Raw genomic sequence first — 18,759 nt, forward strand, 5'->3', positions numbered from 1 at the left:
CCACAGCGCTACCGCTTGCGCGACAGCGTCAGGCCGTCCGAGATCGCCAGCAGGACGGAGTCCATGCGCGGGTCGGCCGCCACGTGGTCGTTGAAGGCGCGTACGCCCGCCGCCGAGCCGGTGGCCGACTCGTCGAGGACGGTGCCGTGGTACAGCGTGTTGTCCGTGACGATCAGGCCGCCGGTGCGCATGCGCGGGACGAGCTCCTCCCAGTACGAGATCTGGCTCTCCTTGTCGGCATCCACGTAGGCCATGTCGATGTGGGGTTCGGCGGGCATCGCGCGCAGGGTCTCCAGGGCCGGCGCGATGCGCAGCTCGATGCGGTCGGCGACGCCGGCCTCCTCCCAGGCCTCCTTGCCGTAGGCCGTCCACTCCTCGGAGACGTCGCAGGCGATGATGCGGCCGTCGGCGGGCAGTGCCTGGGCCATCGACAGGGCCGAGAAGCCGGTGAAGGTGCCGACCTCGACGATGTGGCGGGCGCCGGTCAGCCGGACGAGGAAGGCCAGCAGCGGCCCCTGCTCCTCCGCGGACTGCATCCCGGCGACATCCGGGAACGTGGCGTACGTCCTCGCCACCAGCCCCCGCTGAACGGAGTCCAGCGGGGGGTTGTGGTCGAGCATGTACTGGTACAGCTCGTCCGTGATCTTCGTGCTGTTGCCTTTGCTCATGCGTCCAGTCTGCCGAGCCGCCCGGCCTCACGGGCGAATGCGCGCACTATTTCCTCGCCGGCCAGGACACCCGCCTCGGTGAGGGGGGTCACCGAGGGCGCCGTCCAGCGTGCGTCGGCCAGTTCGCCGTGGCCCGGGCGCCAGGCGGCGTCGGCCGCCAGCAGCAGGTCGGCGTCGAGGAGCGAGTCGCCGGCGGCCAGGGTCGTGGTCGCTCCGGTGCGGCGGGCGACCTCGCGCATGGCGGCGCTCTTGGTGAGCGGGCCGGGCACGGCGTAGATCTTCCGGCCCTGGAGGGAGACCGTCCAGCCGCGGGCGCCGGCCCACTCGGCCAGGGACTTGAGCCATTCGTCGGGAACCAGGGCGCGTTCGACGACGAGGTACGCGAAGAGGTCCTCCGCCACCCGGGCCTTGCGCAGCCACGCCGGGTCGGCGGCGGCCAGCAGGTGGTCGTGGACCTCCTCCAGCGGGGCGCACTCCTCGGCGAGGCGGGCCGCGACCTGCCGGCGCCAGTCGCGGTCCGGCACGCCGTCGACGAGGAGCTGCCCGCCGTTGGCGCAGATCGCGTAGCGGGCCGGGCGGCCGGGGAAGCGGATGCGCTGGTACTGCTTGCGCGTGCGGGTGGTGGTGGGGACGAAGACGACGTACGGGTCCTCGGTGAGCTCCGCCAGCAGTGCCGCGGCCGTCTCCGTCATGTAGGACAGCGGCCTGCTCTCGTGGACCTCGACGCACAGCAGCCGCGGGGCCACCGGGTCGGGCATGGTCAGACCGAGGGCGGCCGTCGAGTAGATGAGCGTACGGTCGAGGTCACTGGCTACGAGGACAGTCACTTGGAGGCCACAGCCTTTCCGTCGGCGCCGGTGGCGCCGCGCGTGTATCGGGGGTGGATGAGCCCGACGCAGGTGTACGGCAGCCCGTCGACCTCTTCCACCGGGACGCCGCGCTGCTCGGCGAGCAGGCGTACGTGGTCCAGGTCGGCCCCGGCGCCGCGCTGTGCCAGGATCTTCCACGGCACCCGGCGCAGCAGGACGCGGGTGGTCTCGCCGACGCCTGGCTTGACGAGGTTCACGTCGTGGATGCCGTACTCCTCGCTGATCCGCTCGACGGCCGCCCAGCCCTCCCAGGTCGGCGTGCGGTCGGCCGCGAGGAGCTCCTTGACCTCCTCGTCGACGGCGTCCGCCACGTCGTCGAAGTGGGCGGCGACGGCGTCGACGAATTCGACGGAGACGTCGGCCCCGGCGAGCTCGCGGTAGAACTTCGCGCCGTGGAAGTCGGCGGGTCCGACCAGGTCGGACCTGAGAACCGTACGCGAGACGAGCCCGGAGACGGTGGAATTGAGACAGGCGGAGGGGATGAGGAAGTCCTCCCGGGTGCCGTAGGTGGGCACGCAGGAGCCGGGGTCGGCGAGGACGACGATCTCCGGGTCGAAGCCGGGGAACTCCTTCAGGGCTTCCTTCAGCTCCCGGGTGATGGCGCCCTTGCCGGTCCAGCCGTCGACGAAGACGACGTCGGCGGGGTCGTGGTGGGCGGCCAGCCAGCGCAGGGCGTTGGCGTCGATGCCGCGGCCGCGCACGATGGAGACGGCGTAGTGCGGCAGGTCCAGGCCGTGCCGGGCGCGGGCCCAGCGGCGCATCAGGACGCCCACGGGGGTGCCGGCGCGGGCCAGGGAGACCAGGACCGGGGAGGGGGAGCGTTCGGCGAGGACGGTCTCGGTGACCGTGCCGACGGCGCGGGCCACGCGGGCGGCGGAGGCGGCCAGTGCGCTGCGGTAGAGCTCCTGGTACTGGGGCGAGGGCTGGTACTCGACGGGCAGGGACTCGGCGTAGTGCGCGCCGCCGGCCTGGATGGCCTCCTCGCGTTCCTCGGTCGGGGCCTCGAGCTGGACGCCGGAGAGGTCCTGGAGCAGCCAGCCGACGTCCTCGGGGGCGTAGGAGGAGAAGGCGGGCCCGCGCAGGGGCTCGGTCATGATCGGCTCCTGCCGGTGGTCGGGGGTGCCGGCGGGCGTGCCGGACGCGGTGGGAGGTGTCCGCGGTAGGTAGGACGGGACGACGGCCAGGACGAGGCGGCCGGTGTGCGGGGCGAGTGCCGCCAGGAGTCCGGTGTGCAGCTCGGGGGTGTCGCCGGCCGAGTCCACGACGGCGACGACGGTGTCGAAGCCGGCGGCGTCCGAGGGGCGGGCGACGTTGTAGGCGTAGCGGTCGCCGGGGCCGTCGGCGGGGGTGTCGTGGGCCGGGAAGACGAGGCGGGTCCGGATGGCGTAGCCGGGGTCGTCGACGGCGAGCACCGGGGAGCGGGTGGTGGTGGAGAAGCGGACCTCGTCGGCCGTGCCCGTCTCCTCCAGCGCCTTGGCGAGGCGCAGCGGCACGTACATCAGCTCCTCGTTGCCGAGTACGAGGACCCGTCCGGGTGCGCTGCCGAGCGCGGCCGTGAGCCGGGCGGTGAGGTCCGGCAGGGCGGCCTCCAGGCGCCGGCGGTGCAGGGGGGTGAAGCCGTGGCGGCCGCCGTCCGGGAGGCCGTGCGGCCAGTTCAGGTCGACGCGCAGGACGGGCCGCGGGGCGCCCCCCGGTCCGGCCGCGTCCGCCGCGGAGGTCTGCTCGTACTCCTCGACCAGCTCCTGTCCCCTGGCGAGGACGCCGTCCGGGAGGGTGACCGTGCCGGAGGCGAGGGCGATGAGGTCCACCCGTGCGCCGAGCTCGGCGGCGAAGGCCGTGAGGCGGTCGCGGTCGGCCGGGGAGCGCATGTCGACGAGGGCGACGACCACGTAGCGGGAGCGGGGGTGGCGGGCGTGGAGGTCGCGGATGGTGTTGAGGACGGTGTTGCCGGTGGAGAACTCGTCGTCGACGAGGACGAGCGGCCCGTCGCCGGCGAGGAGCGCGGGGTTCTCGGGCAGCAGCAGGTGGGAGGTGGCGTGCGAGTGCGCCTCCTCGAAGCCCCCGGCCGTCGCCACGCCCGGCACGGGCCGGCGGGTGGAGTGCAGGTACGGGGCCGAGCCGAGGCCGTCGGCGACGCAGTGGCCGAGGCCGGTGGCGGTCTCGGCGTAGCCGAGGACGACGGCCGCCGCCGCGGCGTCGTCGCCGAGCAGTGCCCGCACGCGTGTGCCGAGCCCGTGTCCGGCGGCGTACACGGTGTGCGGGGACTGTGGGACGTGCTTGCCCAGTACCTGTGAGACGAGCAGGTGTGCGCGCTTGGGGTTGCGCCGCAGGGCCAGCCCGAGCAGGTCCGTCAGCCGCGGGCTCAGCCGGGGGCCCGGCCGCGGCCCGCCTTCGGAGTCGTGCAGGGCGACGCCCAGCCGGTCCGCGACCCAGGTTCCCGACCACACCTCGTCGATCGTCTTGCCCCTTCTTGTGGTCCTCGTGGTGGTCCTCGTGGTCATCGCCGTCTGCTTCGGCACCGGCCCGTTCACACCTGGAGCCCGGCCGTGAGCAGGTCGACGAAGCCGACCTGTTCCTTCGCCACACCGAAGACCTCGGCGCGCAGCATGGTGCGCTCGGCCCAGGCCCGGTGGGGCTTCACCTCATTCATTTTGTTCGTATAAGCCGATCTCATCACTCCGCCGCCGCCGCGCTCGGGCCGCAGGATGTCCTGGGCGTCGCAGAACTCCTCGTGGGAGACGACCGACAGGGCGTGCACGGGCGTGACGTGGGCGGGGTGGATGCAGGTTTTGCCGAGCAGCCCGTTGGCCCGGTCGAGCTCGATCTCGCGCAGCAGGCCGTCCAGGTCGTGCTCGATCAGCGCGGTGCGCAGTTCCTCGACGCCCTCCTCCAGGAAGGGGCTGCGGCGCAGCTGCGGCTTGAAGAGGCGCTGCTGGCTGCGGAAGTACTCCCAGACGGGGCCGGTCACGGTGAAGCCGGTGCCGTCGGCCCTGCTCAGGACGTTGACGACGTCCGCGATGACGCCGGCGACGATCTGGACGTCGTAGGCGGTCATGTCGGGGGTGCGGCGCAGCCCGTAGGCGGAGCAGAAGTCGGTCACGCCCAGGCGCAGCGCCAGGACCCGCTCGCGGTGGCTGTTGACCGTGCGGGAGATGCCGGCGAGGGCTTCGACGCGGGTTTCGAGGTGGAGGAGCTCGGGGGTCTCCAGCACCGGCATGGCATACAGCCGGTCCCGTCCACCGGCGGCCTCCGCGTCCGCGACGGCTTCGAGGAACGGGATGCCGCGCCGCTCGTCGAACTTCGGCAGTACGAATCCGGCCAGGTGCCGCACCGAGCGGCCCAGGCGGCGCGCCAGGTCCGGTATCTGCTCGGGCGTGCGGACGCGGATGAAGAGCAGCGGGAGCTCGGCGGCGTCGCCGTCGAGGTCGGAGAACTGGCGGACGAGGTTCTCCTCGGCCCCGACGACATCGGCGTCGCTGATGGAATCCTCCAGGCAGAGGACCATGGAGACGACTCCGCGGGCTGCCTGCTTGCGGATGTCCTCGGCCAGTGCGGGGCGGGTGGCGGGGCTGTAGAGGGTGGCTCCGAGGGCCGCCGCGAGGACGCGGGCGGGCGAGGCCCCGGTGAACTCCGCCGGTTCCTGGTGGAAGAGGTCCTTACGGACCGTGGGCGATATGTGCCCAAAGTGACGCATGTGCTTCCCCCGTACAACCTCGGCGGCCCAACTGGCATGGCCGGTAATAGTACGTACGAACGTGAGTCAAGAGTTCCTCAAGCACATGAAGTTCAGGTAACCCTCTTGCACCATGCCCAGCTCTCGCGATCGGTACAAGGCCCTACGGGGGGCCGCATTGTCCCGCTCCACCCCGGGAGGGCAGGATGACGTGCATGACGCACGCGATGCAGAAGGGCTCGAACATCCCGGTGGCCCCCGTGGCGGTCCGGGCGGTGCTGCGCTGGACCGGCGGCCCCCAGGTGCCGGACGTGGACGCCTCGGCGCTGCTGGTGGGCCCGGACGGCCGGGTGCGTTCGGACGAGGACTTCGTCTTCTACAACCAGCCCCGGCACCCCTCGGGGGCCGTCTGGCGCCTCGGCAAGAAGCAGATCGGCGACGCGATCACCGACGCCGTCCAGGCGGACCTGCGCACGGTGACCCCGAGCGTGGACCGGATCCTGGTCGTCGCCTCGGCCGAGGACGTCCCCTTCGAGCAGGTCCGCGACCTGCGGATCCTGCTCTACGACGCCACCGCGACCGGCGGCTCCGAGCCGCTGGCCTACTTCGACGTGCGGCCCGAGACCGGCGCGGAGACGGCGCTGATCTGCGGGGAGCTGTATCGCCGGGGCGACGGGTGGAAGTTCCGGGCGCTCGGCGAGGGCTACTCCGACGGCCTGGTCGGCCTGGCGACCGACCACGGGATCTCGGTCGACGAGAACGCCGCCGAGCCCGACACGGGCGCCGGCACCGGCGCCGCGGCCCCCGCGGCGGGCCCGGCCTCCGAGCAGACGGCCCTGATGACCCCGCCGACGCAGGCTCCGCCGACCGCCCAGCCCGCCTACGGGTACCCGCAGCCGGTGTCCCCGGCCCCGGTGCCGGGTCCGGGCGGCGACCCGTCCTTCCGGCTGCCGGTGCAGGGCCCGCAGTTCATCCGACGCTGAGAGCGCGGCGCCCGGCACGGAACCGGGCGCGGAACCGATTCCGGGGCCGCGGGCCCGGGGGCCTCGGGCTTCGCAGGCCCGGGCCCAGGGGCACCTGGCGGTGAGAGGCCCAGGCTCCGCGGGCGCCTGGGGGTCGGGCCGGGTGGCCGGCGGACCCCGGTGGCCCGGCGGGCCCGGGGGCTCGGCAGCTCCGGTCACCTCTTGGTGCTCTTGTAGCCCCGCCCCCACTGGAGCCCCCAGCCGTACAGCCGGTCCAGCTCGGACTGGAACCCGTACACGAACTTCACCTCGCGCTTGACGACGAGCTCGCCCTTGACCTTCTCCAGGGAGACGACGGCGCAGGAGCGGGCCTGCGGGTGCCGCTCGTCCAGCGGGATCTCGATCCTGGGGCCCGTCACGGGGTAGAGGGTGACCATGGCGTGCGTCCGGTCGAAGGCCGGGGTCTGGTCGTAGATGTAGACGAAGACCAGCAGCCGCTTGATCTCGTCGGCGTGGTCGAGGTTGATGTAGAGGGTCTCCCCCGACCCCGAGCCGAACCGGTCGTCCCCGCTGAGCTTGACGTACGGCGGGTCGTTGAGGTCCCCCAGCAGGTTGCCCAGCGGCTGGACGGCGCCGCGGGTGCCGTCGGTCAGCTCGTACAGGCAGCCCATGTCGAGGTCGACGTTGACCATGCCCTGGGTGTGCGCCTGCACCATGTCCGGCTTGAACAGCTTGAACGGATGGCGGAACAGCTGGCCGCTCTGCCCGGAGCGGCCGCCGATGTCCGAGGTGCGCATGCGCCACGACAGGTTGACGCGCAGGTTGCCGTGGACGGCGCCCTGCCTGGTGAGCGACACCGTCGATTGCCGTTTGGTCAGCTCGATCGCGTTCGACGAGGCACTGCCCGACTGGAACTGCACGGCCCGGCTGCCCAAGATGCCGTCGAAGAAGCCCATCCCCTACCCCCCTGGTCCTGATCCCCTGGTCCTGATCCCCTGGTCCCCGCGAAGACCACGGAGAACGGGGCGGCCCGCCGGGTCCGTGAACCCGGCGGACCGCCCCGCAATGGAGCGTTCCGCATTAGCGCCGCGGTCATGCCTCGGCGGTGGAACCCTCCAGTTCCAGGCGCTTGTTGCGGCGCACCGAGGACCAGAAGGAGGCCGCGATCAGCACCACGCCGATGAGGCCGGTGATGATCTCGCTGATCTCGTGCTGGATGGTGATCAGCAGGATGACGGCGAGCGCGCCGATCGCGTAGTGCGCGCCGTGCTCCAGGTAGACGTAGTCGTCCAGGGTGCCCTGGCGGACCAGGTAGACCGTGAGCGAACGGACGTACATGGCTCCGATGCCGAGGCCGAGCGCCATCCAGAAGATGTGGTTGGTGATGGCGAAGGCGCCGATGACCCCGTCGAAGGAGAACGAGGCGTCGAGGACTTCGAGGTAGAGGAAGAGGAAGAACGCGGCCTTGCCGGCCAGGCCGACGGCGGAGACGGGCTTGCCCGCGGCCTTGGCCTTCTCCTCCTCGTCGTGCTCGCGCTCCTCTTCCTCCTCCAGCTTGTCCTCGAAGTAGGAGGACAGGCCGCCGACGATCAGGTAGGTGATCAGGCCGGCGACGCCGGCGAGCAGCACGGTGGCGGACTTGTCCGCGTGCCCGGTGCTGGTGTGGGCGTTGACGGCGAAGGTCATCGCGGAGACCAGCAGCACGATGAGGGCGATGCAGACCGACAGCATGTCGACCTTGCCGAGCTTGGCCAGCGGACGCTCCAGCCAGGCGAGCCACTTGTGGTCGCGGTCCTCGAAGATGAAGTCGAGGAAGATCATCAGCAGGAACATTCCGCCGAACGCGGCGATGGCCGGGTGGGCGTCGGTGACCAGGGCCTCGTACTGCTCCGGGTGGTCCAGGGCCAGCTCGATCGCCTCGATGGGGCCGACCTTCGCGCTGATGGCGACGATCGCCACCGGGAAGACCAGCCGCATACCGAAGACGGCGATCAGGATGCCGATCGTGAGGAAGATCTTCTGCCAGAAGGCATTCATCTTCTTCAGGATTCCGGCATTGACGACCGCGTTGTCGAAGGACAGCGAGATTTCGAGGATCGACAGGATCAGTACGATCCCGAACGCCTCCCACCCCCACTGCCACGCGGCAAAGGCGAGGCCGAGCGCCGTGATGGCGAACGACCAGCCGAAGGTTTTCAGAACCACTGGCACCTGGCACCCCATGCGTCTTGTACGGCTTTACGAAACGTTGACCCCGAAGTCTAGAGCGATGCCCCGGAGCCCCGACGCGTACCCCTGCCCCACCGCACGGAACTTCCATTCGCCGCCGTACCGGTAGACCTCACCGAAGATCATCGCGGTCTCGCTGGAGGCGTCCTCGGAAAGGTCGTAGCGGGCCAGTTCCTGGCCGTCGGCCTGGTTGACCACGCGGATGAACGCGTTGCTGACCTGGCCGAAGCTCTGCCGGCGGCTGTCCGCCTCGTGGATGGAGACCGGAAAGACGATCTTGTCCACGTTCGCCGGGACCTTGGTGAGGTCGATGATGATCGACTCGTCGTCGCCGTCGCCCTCGCCGGTGAGGTTGTCCCCCGTGTGTTCGACGGAGCCGTCGGGGCTCTTCAGGTTGTTGTAGAAGACGAAGTACTCGTCCCCCAGCACCCGGCCGCCGTTGCAGAGCAGCGCGCTGGCGTCGAGGTCGAAGTCGGCTCCCGTGGTCGAGCGCGCGTCCCATCCGAGACCGATCAGAACCCTGGTGAGGTTCGGTGCGGCCTTGGACAGGGAGACATTGCCCCCCTTGGCGAGTGTGACGCCCATGTTGTGGTCCTCCCCGGACGACGGTGTGGCGATGTGGCGGTGCTGCGGTCAAGCGGGCGGAGCTGTGGTGCGGCGGAGCAGTGGTGCCGTGGTGCGGGCGAAGCGCGTCCGGCGCCGTACACACAGTGCACGGCGCCGGACGGACGAACTGCTCTCGGACTCAGACGTTGACGCCGAAGTCCTGCGCGATACCGCGCAGGCCGGAGGCGTAGCCCTGGCCGATGGCGCGGAACTTCCACTCCGCGCCGTTGCGGTAGAGCTCGCCGAAGACCATGGCGGTCTCGGTCGAGGCGTCCTCGGAGAGGTCGTAGCGGGCGAGCTCGGTGTTGTCGGCCTGGTTCACCACGCGGATGTAGGCGTTGCGGACCTGTCCGAAGCTCTGCTGGCGGGTCTCGGCCTCGTAGATCGAGACCGGGAAGACGATCTTGGCGACGTCGCCCGGGACCCCGGCGAGGTTGACCTTGATCGCCTCGTCGTCGCCCTCGCCCTCACCGGTGGTGTTGTCACCGGTGTGCTCGACCGATCCGTCGGGGCTCTTCAGGTTGTTGAAGAAGACGAAGTTCGCGTCGCTGGCGACCTTGCCCTGGTCGTTGGTCAGGATCGCGCTGGCGTCGAGGTCGAAGTCGACACCGGTGGTGGTGCGAGCGTCCCAGCCGAGACCGACGATGACCGCCGTCAGGTTAGGCGCGGCCTTGGTCAGCGAGACGTTGCCGCCCTTGCTGAGGCTGACTCCCACGGGTCCTCCATAGGGTTTCTGTGTGGGGCGGTGCCCCGTCGTGCGGTTGCTACCGGATCAACGTTTCGATCCTAGTGACGGGTTCCCGCCTGTAAACGGTTTTCGCAGGGAACTGCACGCAATGGACCGTGCGGACGCGCTCAGAGGCTGTCGAGCGCCTTGACGTACTCGTTCAGGTCACGCGCGTCGGGCAGTCCGTTGACGACGGTCCAGCGCACCACGCCGTCCTTGTCGATGATGAAGGTGCCGCGGACCGCGCAGCCCTTGTCCTCGTCGAAGACGCCGTAGGCGCGCGAGGTCTCGCCGTGCGGCCAGAAGTCCGACAGCAGCGGGTACTCCAGCCCCTCCTGCTCGCCGAAGACCCGCAGGGTCGGCACGGAGTCGTTGGAGACGGCGAGGAGCTGGACGTCGTCGTTCTGGAAGCGCGGGAGCTGGTCGCGCAGCTCGCACAGCTCGCCGGTGCAGACGCCGGTGAAGGCGAACGGGTAGAAGAGCAGCACCACGGCCTTCTCCCCCCGGAAGTCGGAGAGCCGCACGGTGGCGCCGTGGTTGTCCTTGAGCTCGAAGTCCGGGGCCTTGTCGCCGACCTCGATCGCCATCTCTCGCATCCCTTCGTTCCCGCATCCCCGCGTTGGGCTGTTCGGGTGAGTCACAGCCTAGATCCTGACCGGGCGTACCGGGGTCCCTGAAACGCGCGGAACGCGGGAAACGCACACACCCCGCCGACCGGGGTCACCTGGTCGGCGGGGTGTGGAAGCGTGTCCGCTCGGCAGCGGGCGCGGCTCAGCGCTTGGACTTGGCGGCGGTCTTGGGCGTCACCAGCTTGGTGGCGGCCCATTCCTTGCCGACGCTGACGCTCCTGGTCTGCGAGAGGCCGGCGGTCTCGGCGGCCTCGCTGATGTCGCTGGCCTCGACGTAGCCGTCACGGCCCGTCTTGGGGGTCAGCAGCAGGATCAGTGCGCCGTCCTCGACCAGCTCGGTGGCATCGACCAGCGCGTCCGTCAGATCGCCGTCGTCCTCGCGGAACCACAGCAGAACCGCGTCGGCGACATCGTCGTACTCCTCGTCGACGAGTTCGCCGACGAGTTCCTCGACGAGGTCACGGAATTCCTGATCGACGTCGTCGTCGTAGCCGATCTCCTGGACCACCTGTTCGGACTGGAAACCCAGCCGGGCGGCCAGGCTCTCCGCGTGGTCCGCGGTCGCGCTCACGGGGTGCCTCCTGCTCATGTTCGGTGAATGTCTTCGGCGGCGCGCGTACGCGCAGCATTGGGCGTAGTCCACACGGGCGCGGCGGATCGCGCAAGTACCCGGCCGCCGAGACCGTCGAAACGGTGACGATTGCGGCCGTCTCGCCGCAACTTTCAGCGTGCCCGTGTGCACCTCTGGTGATTCATCCCACACCATTCCAGCTCATTCGCATCGCATGAGGACTTTCCTACCTGTTTGAGGGACGAACGGCCTCCCGGGGACGGTGACCGGCCTGGGCGTAAGGTTGCGATTTGGTCGCACTTGCCACCCCGCACCGCGGAACCGGACCCGTCCGTACCGTGCCGGCTCTCCTCGCCGATCGCAGGGATTACCCAGTGGTACGGATGACGATTACGGCCGAGCGTAAGACCATGGGAGGCGGCGCCCCAGTCAGGCCTCAGCCCGACTCCCCCGACAGCGAAGGAACAGCGTGGCTTCCGCATCCGATCGCAATCCGATCATCATTGGCGGCCTCCCCAGTCAGGTCCCGGACTTCGATCCGGAGGAGACGCAGGAGTGGCTCGACTCCCTCGACGCAGCGGTCGACGAGCGGGGCCGGGAACGGGCCCGCTATCTCATGCTGCGGCTGATCGAGCGGGCGCGCGAGAAGCGCGTGGCCGTGCCCGAGATGCGCAGCACGGACTACGTCAACACGATCGCCACCAAGGACGAGCCCTTCTTCCCCGGCAACGAGGAGATCGAGCGCAAGGTCCTCAACGCCACCCGGTGGAACGCGGCCGTCATGGTCTCGCGCGCCCAGCGTCCCGGGATCGGCGTCGGCGGCCACATCGCCACGTTCGCCTCCTCCGCCTCCCTCTACGACGTGGGCTTCAACCACTTCTTCCGGGGCAAGGACGAGGGCGACGGCGGCGACCAGATCTTCTTCCAGGGCCACGCCTCCCCCGGTATCTACGCCCGCGCCTACCTCCTGGACCGGCTCACGGAGCAGCAGCTCGACGCGTTCCGCCAGGAGAAGTCGAAGGCGCCGTACGGCCTCTCCAGCTATCCGCACCCGCGGCTGATGCCGGACTTCTGGGAGTTCCCGACCGTCTCGATGGGCCTCGGCCCGCTGGGGGCGATCTACCAGGCCCGGATGAACCGGTACATGGAGGCGCGCGGGATCGCGGACACCTCCAAGTCCCACGTTTGGGCGTATCTCGGCGACGGCGAGATGGACGAGCCGGAGTCGCTCGGCCAGCTGTCGATCGCCGCCCGCGAGGGCCTGGACAACCTGACCTTCGTCGTGAACTGCAACCTGCAGCGCCTCGACGGCCCGGTCCGCGGCAACGGCAAGATCATCCAGGAGCTGGAGTCGCAGTTCCGGGGCGCCGGCTGGAACGTGATCAAGCTGATCTGGGACCGTTCCTGGGACCCGCTGCTGGCCCAGGACCGCGACGGCATCCTGGTCAACAAGATGAACTCCACGCCCGACGGGCAGTTCCAGACGTACGCCACCGAGTCGGGCGCGTACATCCGCGAGCACTTCTTCGGCGGCGACCAGCGGCTGCGCGCGATGGTCGAGAACATGACCGACTACCAGATCCAGCACCTGGGCCGCGGCGGTCACGACCACAAGAAGGTCTACGCGGCGTACGCGGCGGCCAAGGCGCACAAGGGCCAGCCGACGGTGATCCTGGCGCAGACGGTGAAGGGCTGGACGCTCGGCCCGAACTTCGAGGGCCGCAACGCCACGCACCAGATGAAGAAGCTGACGGTCGACGACCTCAAGCGCTTCCGCGACCGGCTGCACATCCCGATCACGGACGCGCAGCTGGAGAGCGGCGCCCCGCCGTACTACCACCCGGGCCGCAACTCGCCCGAGATCCAGTACATGCACGACCAGCGCAGTGCGCACGGCGGCTACGTGCCGACCCGTGTGGTGCGCGCCAAGCCGCTGCAGCTGCCGGACGAGAAGACCTACGCGGCCGCCAAGAAGGGCTCGGGCCACCAGTCGATCGCCACCACGATGGCCTTCGTCCGCATCCTGAAGGACCTGATGCGGGACAAGGAGATCGGCAAGCGCTTCGTGCTGATCGCGCCCGACGAGTACCGCACCTTCGGCATGGACGCCTTCTTCCCGAGCGCCAAGATCTACAACCCGCTGGGCCAGCAGTACGAGGCGGTCGACCGCGACCTGCTGCTCGCGTACAAGGAGTCGCCGACCGGCCAGATGCTGCACGACGGCATCTCGGAGGCGGGCTGCACGGCCTCGCTGATCGCGGCGGGTTCGGCGTACGCGACGCACGGCGAGCCGCTGATCCCGGTCTACGTCTTCTACTCGATGTTCGGTTTCCAGCGCACGGGTGACCAGTTCTGGCAGATGGCCGACCAGCTCGCGCGCGGTTTCGTCCTGGGTGCGACCGCCGGACGGACCACCCTGACGGGTGAGGGCCTGCAGCACGCGGACGGTCACTCCCAGCTGCTGGCCTCGACGAACCCGGGCTGCGTGGCGTACGACCCGGCCTACGGGTACGAGATCGCGCACATCGTCCAGGACGGCCTGCGCCGGATGTACGGCCCCGAGGCCGAGGACGTCTTCTACTACCTGACGGTCTACAACGAGCCGATCCAGCACCCGGCGGAGCCGGCGGGCGTCGACGTCGATGGCATCCTCAAGGGCATCCACCGGGTCGCGCAGGGCAGCGCGGGCAGCATCCCGGCCCAGCTGATGGCGTCCGGTGTGGCCGTGCCGTGGGCGCTGGAGGCGCAGCGGATCCTGGCCGAGGAGTGGAACGTCCGGGCGGACGTCTGGTCGGCGACCTCCTGGAACGAGCTGCGGCGCGAGGCCGTCGAGGTGGAGGAGTACAACCTGCTCCACCCGGAGGAGGAGCAGCGCGTCCCGTACGTGACGCGGAAGCTGTCGGGTGCCGAGGGGCCGTTCGTGGCGGTGTCGGACTGGATGCGGTCGGTTCCGGACCAGATCTCGCGGTGGGTGCCGGGCGCGTACACCTCGCTGGGCGCCGACGGCTTCGGCTTCGCGGACACGCGGGGTGCGGCCCGCCGCTTCTTCCACATCGACGCCCAGTCGGTGGTGCTGGCGACGCTGACCGAGCTGGCCAAGGCGGGAAAGGTGGACCGATCGGTGCTGAAGCAGGCCGTCGACAAGTACCAGCTGCTCGACGTGGCGGCGGCGGACCCGGGCGCGGCCGGCGGCGACGCGTAGTCGCCGCGTGATGGGCGCGGGTCCCGGCTTCGGCCGGGACCCGCGCCTTTTGACGCGTTGCCTACGATGCTCCGCATGAAGGAACCCTCCCGCCAGCTGCTGTGGGAGCGGCGGACCCAGACCCCGCTGCTCGTCCTCGCCGTGGCCTTCGCCGTGGCGTACGCCGTGCCCATCGTCGTGCCGGACGCCAGCGCGCGGGTGCACGGTGCCTGCACCTCGGTGGAGTGGATGGTGTGGGGTGCCTTCGCCGCCGACTACCTGGTGCGGCTGGCCCTCTCCGAGGAGCGCGGGCGGTTCGTGCGGACCCACTGGCTGGACCTGGCGGCCGTGGTGCTGCCGCTCGTGCAGCCGCTGCGGCTGCTGCGGCTCGTGGCCACCTTGCTGCTGGTGGGCCGGCGGGCCCGGATGGCCCCGCAGATCCAGCTGACGACGTACGTGGCCGGGTCGGTCGTCGGGCTGCTGATGTTCGGCTCGCTGGCCGTGCTGAGCGTGGAGCGGGACGCGCCCGACGGGAACATCAAGAACCTGGGCGACGCCGTGTGGTGGTCCTTCACCACGATGACGACGGTGGGGTACGGCGACCACTCCCCCACCACGGGCCTGGGCCGTTTCCTGGCGGTCGGGCTGATGCTGTCGGGGATCGCCCTGCTCGGTGTGGTGACCGCCAACATCGCCGCGTGGTTCATCTCCCGCTTCGAGCGCGACGACCAGGCGGAGCGGCTCCAGCTGGCGGCGATCGCCGAGCTCCAGGCGGAGGTACGGGCGCTGCGCGGGGAGGTCGCCCGGCTGGGCGGGGCGGCGGACGGGACCGCCGCCCCGCCCGCCGTCGCGGGGCCCGGCGCCCCGGCGCAGCGGCCGGCTACCGCTCCCACACCTTGAAGGCCCGTACCTGGTAGGGGGACTGGGGCAGCCAGACGCCGTCGCCCGGGTACGTCTGGAACTCGCCGGTCTCCGCGCACTGCGCCGACTGGTACGTGGTGACCGGGCGCCCGGTCCGGTTGACCAGGGACTGGGCGCTGGTGCCGGCGGGCAGGGCGGTGCAGCTGTTGATGTCCAGGGTGCTCAGCTCGTGGGTCTGCCGGGTGCCCTTGAAGTCCGGTTTGGCCCACAGGCACAGCTGTCCGCTCGCGCAGGCCCCCAGGCCCGGCGGGCCCGCGGCGTGTGCCGGGCCGGTGGTGGTCGGGATGAGGGCGGCCAGGACCAGGGCGGCCGCGGCGAGGACGGTGGTGAGGCGCGGGGTTCCACACGTACGCATGACGGGTCAACTCCTTGTGGACAGCGGGCGCCCGGACCGCTTCCGGTGCTCCGCCGACACCACGCTGACCTGCGGTGACGGTCGGGCGGAAGAGGCGCCGGGCGGGTCCACCCTGATAGGCGACAGGCGCGGCGGAACCGTCCGGCGGGCCGTTCACCCACGCGGAGTTGACCCGTCCGGCAGCCTTCGCGGCGGGCCCCGCCCGCCCCGGCGCCGCCCCGGTGCCGCTCCTGTGGTGCTCCGGGCGGCCCGCCCGGAGCGGCCCGAACGTGTCGTCCGGGACCGGTCCGGCGCCCCTTCGCCGACGGCTCGGCACGGCTCGGCCAATCGGCCGCCGGGCCGTCGGTCACGGGTACTCTGACCGCCCACTCGGCGTCAGAAAGGAGCCCGGCGGTGGCGATCGACGAGCGGACGGCGCCGACCGCGCCGGTGGCCGGACTGCGTGAACGCAAGAAGCGGCGCACCCGCGGCGCGCTGTTGCGCGCCGCGCTCGTGCTTTTCGTGTCCCGGGGGTACGAGCGCACCACCGTCGACGAGATCACCGCCGCGGTGGCCGTGTCCCAGCGGACCTTCTTCCGCTACTTCGCCAACAAGGAAGAGGTCGTCTTCGCCGTCCAGGACCTGGTGGAGTCGCACTTCGTCGCCGAGCTGCACGCCCGGCCGGCGGCCGAGGGGCCGCTCGAGGCGCTGCGCAGCGCCGTGCTCGCCGCGTGGGACACGGTCGACGACGCCCTCGGCGGGGTGGTCCCGGTCGACCTCTACATGCGCAGCTACCGGCTGATCGAGTCCACCCCGGCCCTGCTCGCGGTGCACCTGCGGCGCTCCGCGGAGCTGGAGGAGCGGATCTCGCGGCTGATCGCCGCCCGCGAGGGGCTGGACGTGGAGGCCGACCCGCGGCCCCGGGTGGCGGTCGCTGCGTTCTTCGGAGTGATGAGGGTCACGGGGCGGCTCTGGGGTCGGGGCGGCGACACGAGCGTGGAGGCGATCCGCCGGCTGACGGACGGTTACCTCGACGGCATCGGCCCAGCTCTGGCGGGGCGCTGGCACTGAACCGCCACCAGGAGGCGACATTTCGGATCTTTCGCCCGGGTCTCGACGGCCGGCGGTCCGCCCCTCACGGTGTCCCACGGTCGGGCGTGAACCCCGTCACCCGGCGCGCCACGCCCGGAATCGGTCTCCTACGCTGGTCCCAGTGAATCTGCCCGGCCTCGCCCACACCACCGTTCCAGGCGCCGACCCGCGCCCGGCCGGCCTGCGCACCCTGCTCGCGCTGGCGGTCGTCTTCATCATGCTGGCGACCACCGGCTGGACGGCCGTGCACCGCCCCGAGGGGGGCACGCCGCTGCGCGCCGCCGCCCTCGACGCCTGGTCCAAGGCGCGGTTGGACGGCCGCCCGGTGCCGCCGGCGGACGCTCCCGTGCGGACGGTGGCCCGCTTCTTCGCCGGCCTCGACGGCGCCCAGCGGGCCCGCCTGGCCGACGGCTACCCGCTCGTCGTCGGCAACCTCGACGGGGCACCCGTCGCCACCCGCTACCGGGCCAACCGACGCGGCCTGGAGAAGGCCCGCCTGGTCGAGGAGGCCCGCAGCCACGACGTCGCGCTGACTCCGGCCGACCGCGCCGAGGCCACCCGGCGCTCCCACCGCTTCGCCTCGCTCGCCGAACCCGGCCGGCAGATTCTCGTATTCGACCCCACCGGTGGCGGCCGGGTCGCCGAGGTCTTCGGCGACCTCGACGACGCCGAGCGGGTTTCGGTGATCGTTCCCGGCGTGGACACCGACCTCCTCACCTTCGAGCGCACCCAGCGCCGGCTGACCTCCCCGGTCGGCATGGCCGAGGCCCTGCACGAGGCCGAGCGCGCGGCCGCGCCGAAGAGCCGGACGGCGGTCATCGCCTGGGCCGGCTACACCGCGCCCACCGGGGTGGGCATGGACGCCGCCACCGGCCGGATGGCCTTCGACGGCGCCGTCCGGCTGAAGACCCTGACCGTGTCCCTGCCCGGGAACTCGAGCGTGGCGCTGTTCTGCCACAGCTACGGGTCGGTGGTGTGCGGGGTCGCCGCGCACGAGCTGCCCAGGCGGGTGACGGACGTGGTGGTGGCGGGCAGCCCCGGCATGCGGGCGGAGAACGTCGCGGGTCTGCGCACCTCGGCGCGGGTCTGGGCGACGCGCGACGAGGGCGACTGGATCGCGGACGTGCCCCACCTGGAGGTCGGCGGTGTGGGCCACGGCGCCGATCCGGTGTCCCCGGAGTTCGGCGCGCGGCTGCTGTCCTCGGCCAGGGCCAGGAGCCACACCGGCTATTTCACGCCAGGTACGGATTCGATGGCGAACTTCGCCAAGATCGGAACCGGCGCGTTCGGTTCCGTTGTGTGCGCTACCGGCGACGACGCGTGCCGGCGCGGAATTTCCGGGACAGAGCAGGACTGACGCGCGTAGAGGCACGGAAATCGGCCACCGCATCGAGGGGGACGCACGGGGGTGGCGCCCTTTACCATGTGGCGCATGGGTGACGTACTGGCCGGAAACCATGCCGTCTGGGAGTTCGACTCGGACTCGGTGCTCATCCGCTTCGCACGGGGGATGCGAACGCCAAGACTGTGGCAAGCGCTGGGTTCGCGCCGGATCCCCCTGGAAGCGGTGTCCGCCGTGACCGTGACCGCCGGACGGCGGGACACGGTGGTTCTGCGTGCCGTCCCGCGCCCCGGCGCGGATCCGCTGATGGAGGCCGCCGCCGGACAGCTGAAGGAGGCGTGCGACCCCTACCGGATGGTGCTGCCGGGCGACCGGGCGACATCGGCGGCGGCGTTCGCCGCCGCCGTGCGCTCGCAGCTCGGGCCCGACGCCGCCGAGCCGGCCCCGCGCTTCCTGGTCGACGTACCGCAGCCGCCGCTCCAGCTGAAGGCGTACGACGCCCGGGTGGGCTTCGACGGCTCCTCCGTCGCCTTCCACTGGTCGCGCACCGGCGCCACCGGCACGAAGTGGAAGGCGGGCGACCAGCAGTACCCGCTGGCCGACCTCACCGGCGTCGAGTGGCGCTCCCCGGGCGGCACCGGCGGGCATCTGCGGCTGGTCCTGCGCGAGCCCCGCCAGACCCCGGCCGACCCCCGGCCGGACCACGACCTCGCTTCGGCCGTCTTCGGCGTGGGCTACGGGGCGGTCCACGAGTCGCTGCCGTTCGCCGCGGCCGTCCTCGCCGCCACGCGCAGCCGTACCCCGGTCGCCGCCGCCCGCGGCCGCTCCGGCGACGAACGGCTGCGGCACCTGGGCGAGCTCTACTCGGCCGGCCTCCTGACCGACGGCGAATACGCCACCCTCCGGGACCGCTTCACCACCGAGCCCCGGTGACCAGCAGCGGCGCGGACGCCCT

17 protein-coding genes are annotated in these 18,759 nt (G+C 71.3%); 6 read left to right on the forward strand and 11 right to left on the reverse strand.

Translation table 11 applies throughout. The features are described from left to right. Positions 1 to 8: 8 nt before the first annotated feature. Genes AVW11_RS07515 through AVW11_RS07530 form a run of 4 tightly spaced genes read right to left on the reverse strand, consistent with a single transcriptional unit; the run spans position 9 to position 5,231 of the window. The gene (locus AVW11_RS07515; protein ID WP_030841267.1) at positions 9 to 668 is read right to left on the reverse strand and encodes an O-methyltransferase; all 660 of its coding nucleotides are present in this window, start codon (positions 666 to 668) and stop codon (positions 9 to 11) included. Then, positions 665 to 1,495: an HAD family hydrolase gene (locus tag AVW11_RS07520; protein ID WP_030841264.1), complete on the reverse strand. Its 831-nt coding sequence runs from the start codon at positions 1,493 to 1,495 to the stop codon at positions 665 to 667. The genes AVW11_RS07515 and AVW11_RS07520 overlap by 4 nt, the downstream gene beginning before the upstream one ends. Then, positions 1,492 to 4,038 (reverse strand): phosphoribosyltransferase, encoded by a 2,547-nt coding sequence (locus tag AVW11_RS07525; RefSeq protein ID WP_079250553.1) that lies wholly within the window; start codon positions 4,036 to 4,038, stop codon positions 1,492 to 1,494. Before AVW11_RS07525 ends, AVW11_RS07520 begins: the two co-directional genes overlap by 4 nt. A 26-nt stretch (positions 4,039 to 4,064) precedes the next feature. Continuing rightward, entirely contained in the window at positions 4,065 to 5,231 is a 1,167-nt protein-coding gene (locus tag AVW11_RS07530; RefSeq protein WP_030841260.1) for an HpcH/HpaI aldolase/citrate lyase family protein, read from the reverse strand. 194 nt (positions 5,232 to 5,425) lie between these two features. Here AVW11_RS07530 and AVW11_RS07535 point away from each other — a divergent pair, with 194 nt between their 5' ends. Further along, on the forward strand, positions 5,426 to 6,193 hold the full coding sequence (locus tag AVW11_RS07535) for a TerD family protein (RefSeq protein ID WP_030841258.1): 768 nt from the start codon (positions 5,426 to 5,428) through the stop codon (positions 6,191 to 6,193). Positions 6,194 to 6,387: 194 nt separating this feature from the next. On the opposite strand, the gene AVW11_RS07540 is transcribed toward AVW11_RS07535, so the two are convergent. The 6 genes from AVW11_RS07540 to AVW11_RS07565 form a co-directional block, all read right to left on the reverse strand. Next, complete coding sequence (locus tag AVW11_RS07540; RefSeq protein ID WP_030841256.1) at positions 6,388 to 7,128, reverse strand: TerD family protein; 741 nt, start codon at positions 7,126 to 7,128, stop codon at positions 6,388 to 6,390. Positions 7,129 to 7,264: 136 nt separating this feature from the next. Further along, positions 7,265 to 8,377, reverse strand: coding sequence for a DUF475 domain-containing protein (locus AVW11_RS07545; protein WP_030841254.1), 1,113 nt, complete (start codon positions 8,375 to 8,377; stop codon positions 7,265 to 7,267). 33 nt (positions 8,378 to 8,410) lie between these two features. Beyond that, the gene (locus AVW11_RS07550; RefSeq protein ID WP_030841252.1) at positions 8,411 to 8,986 is read right to left on the reverse strand and encodes a TerD family protein; all 576 of its coding nucleotides are present in this window, start codon (positions 8,984 to 8,986) and stop codon (positions 8,411 to 8,413) included. Between the two features lie 160 nt (positions 8,987 to 9,146). Then, entirely contained in the window at positions 9,147 to 9,722 is a 576-nt protein-coding gene (locus tag AVW11_RS07555) for a TerD family protein (protein ID WP_030657021.1), read from the reverse strand. Positions 9,723 to 9,862: 140 nt separating this feature from the next. Beyond that, the gene (locus AVW11_RS07560; RefSeq protein ID WP_030841250.1) at positions 9,863 to 10,321 is read right to left on the reverse strand and encodes a peroxiredoxin; all 459 of its coding nucleotides are present in this window, start codon (positions 10,319 to 10,321) and stop codon (positions 9,863 to 9,865) included. Positions 10,322 to 10,505: 184 nt separating this feature from the next. Next, entirely contained in the window at positions 10,506 to 10,934 is a 429-nt protein-coding gene (locus tag AVW11_RS07565) for a DUF3052 domain-containing protein (RefSeq protein ID WP_030841248.1), read from the reverse strand. 469 nt (positions 10,935 to 11,403) lie between these two features. Between AVW11_RS07565 and aceE the strand changes: the two genes are divergently transcribed. After that, positions 11,404 to 14,136, forward strand: a complete 2,733-nt coding sequence (gene aceE / locus AVW11_RS07570; RefSeq protein WP_030841246.1) for a pyruvate dehydrogenase (acetyl-transferring), homodimeric type — start codon at positions 11,404 to 11,406, stop codon at positions 14,134 to 14,136. A gap of 75 nt (positions 14,137 to 14,211) precedes the next feature. Continuing rightward, a complete protein-coding gene (locus tag AVW11_RS07575; protein WP_076043606.1) occupies positions 14,212 to 15,015 on the forward strand; it encodes a potassium channel family protein in 804 nt (267 codons plus the stop codon). On the opposite strand, the gene AVW11_RS07580 is transcribed toward AVW11_RS07575, so the two are convergent. Then, a complete protein-coding gene (locus AVW11_RS07580) occupies positions 14,996 to 15,391 on the reverse strand; it encodes a peptidase inhibitor family I36 protein (protein ID WP_076043576.1) in 396 nt (131 codons plus the stop codon). The genes AVW11_RS07575 and AVW11_RS07580 overlap by 20 nt on opposite strands. Positions 15,392 to 15,784: 393 nt before the next feature. On the opposite strand from AVW11_RS07580, the gene AVW11_RS07585 reads away from it, so the two are divergent. The 3 genes from AVW11_RS07585 (at position 15,785) to AVW11_RS07595 (ending at position 18,737) form a co-directional block, all read left to right on the forward strand. Beyond that, positions 15,785 to 16,441, forward strand: a complete 657-nt coding sequence (locus tag AVW11_RS07585) for a TetR/AcrR family transcriptional regulator (protein ID WP_225884733.1) — start codon at positions 15,785 to 15,787, stop codon at positions 16,439 to 16,441. 238 nt (positions 16,442 to 16,679) lie between these two features. Then, the gene (locus tag AVW11_RS07590) at positions 16,680 to 17,819 is read left to right on the forward strand and encodes an alpha/beta hydrolase (RefSeq protein ID WP_076043607.1); all 1,140 of its coding nucleotides are present in this window, start codon (positions 16,680 to 16,682) and stop codon (positions 17,817 to 17,819) included. A 66-nt stretch (positions 17,820 to 17,885) separates the two neighbouring features. Beyond that, positions 17,886 to 18,737, forward strand: coding sequence for a DUF4429 domain-containing protein (locus AVW11_RS07595; protein ID WP_051699577.1), 852 nt, complete (start codon positions 17,886 to 17,888; stop codon positions 18,735 to 18,737). Positions 18,738 to 18,759: the final 22 nt, after the last annotated feature.

Source organism: Streptomyces amritsarensis (assembly GCF_001953875.1).
GTDB classification, from domain to species: domain Bacteria; phylum Actinomycetota; class Actinomycetes; order Streptomycetales; family Streptomycetaceae; genus Streptomyces; species Streptomyces amritsarensis.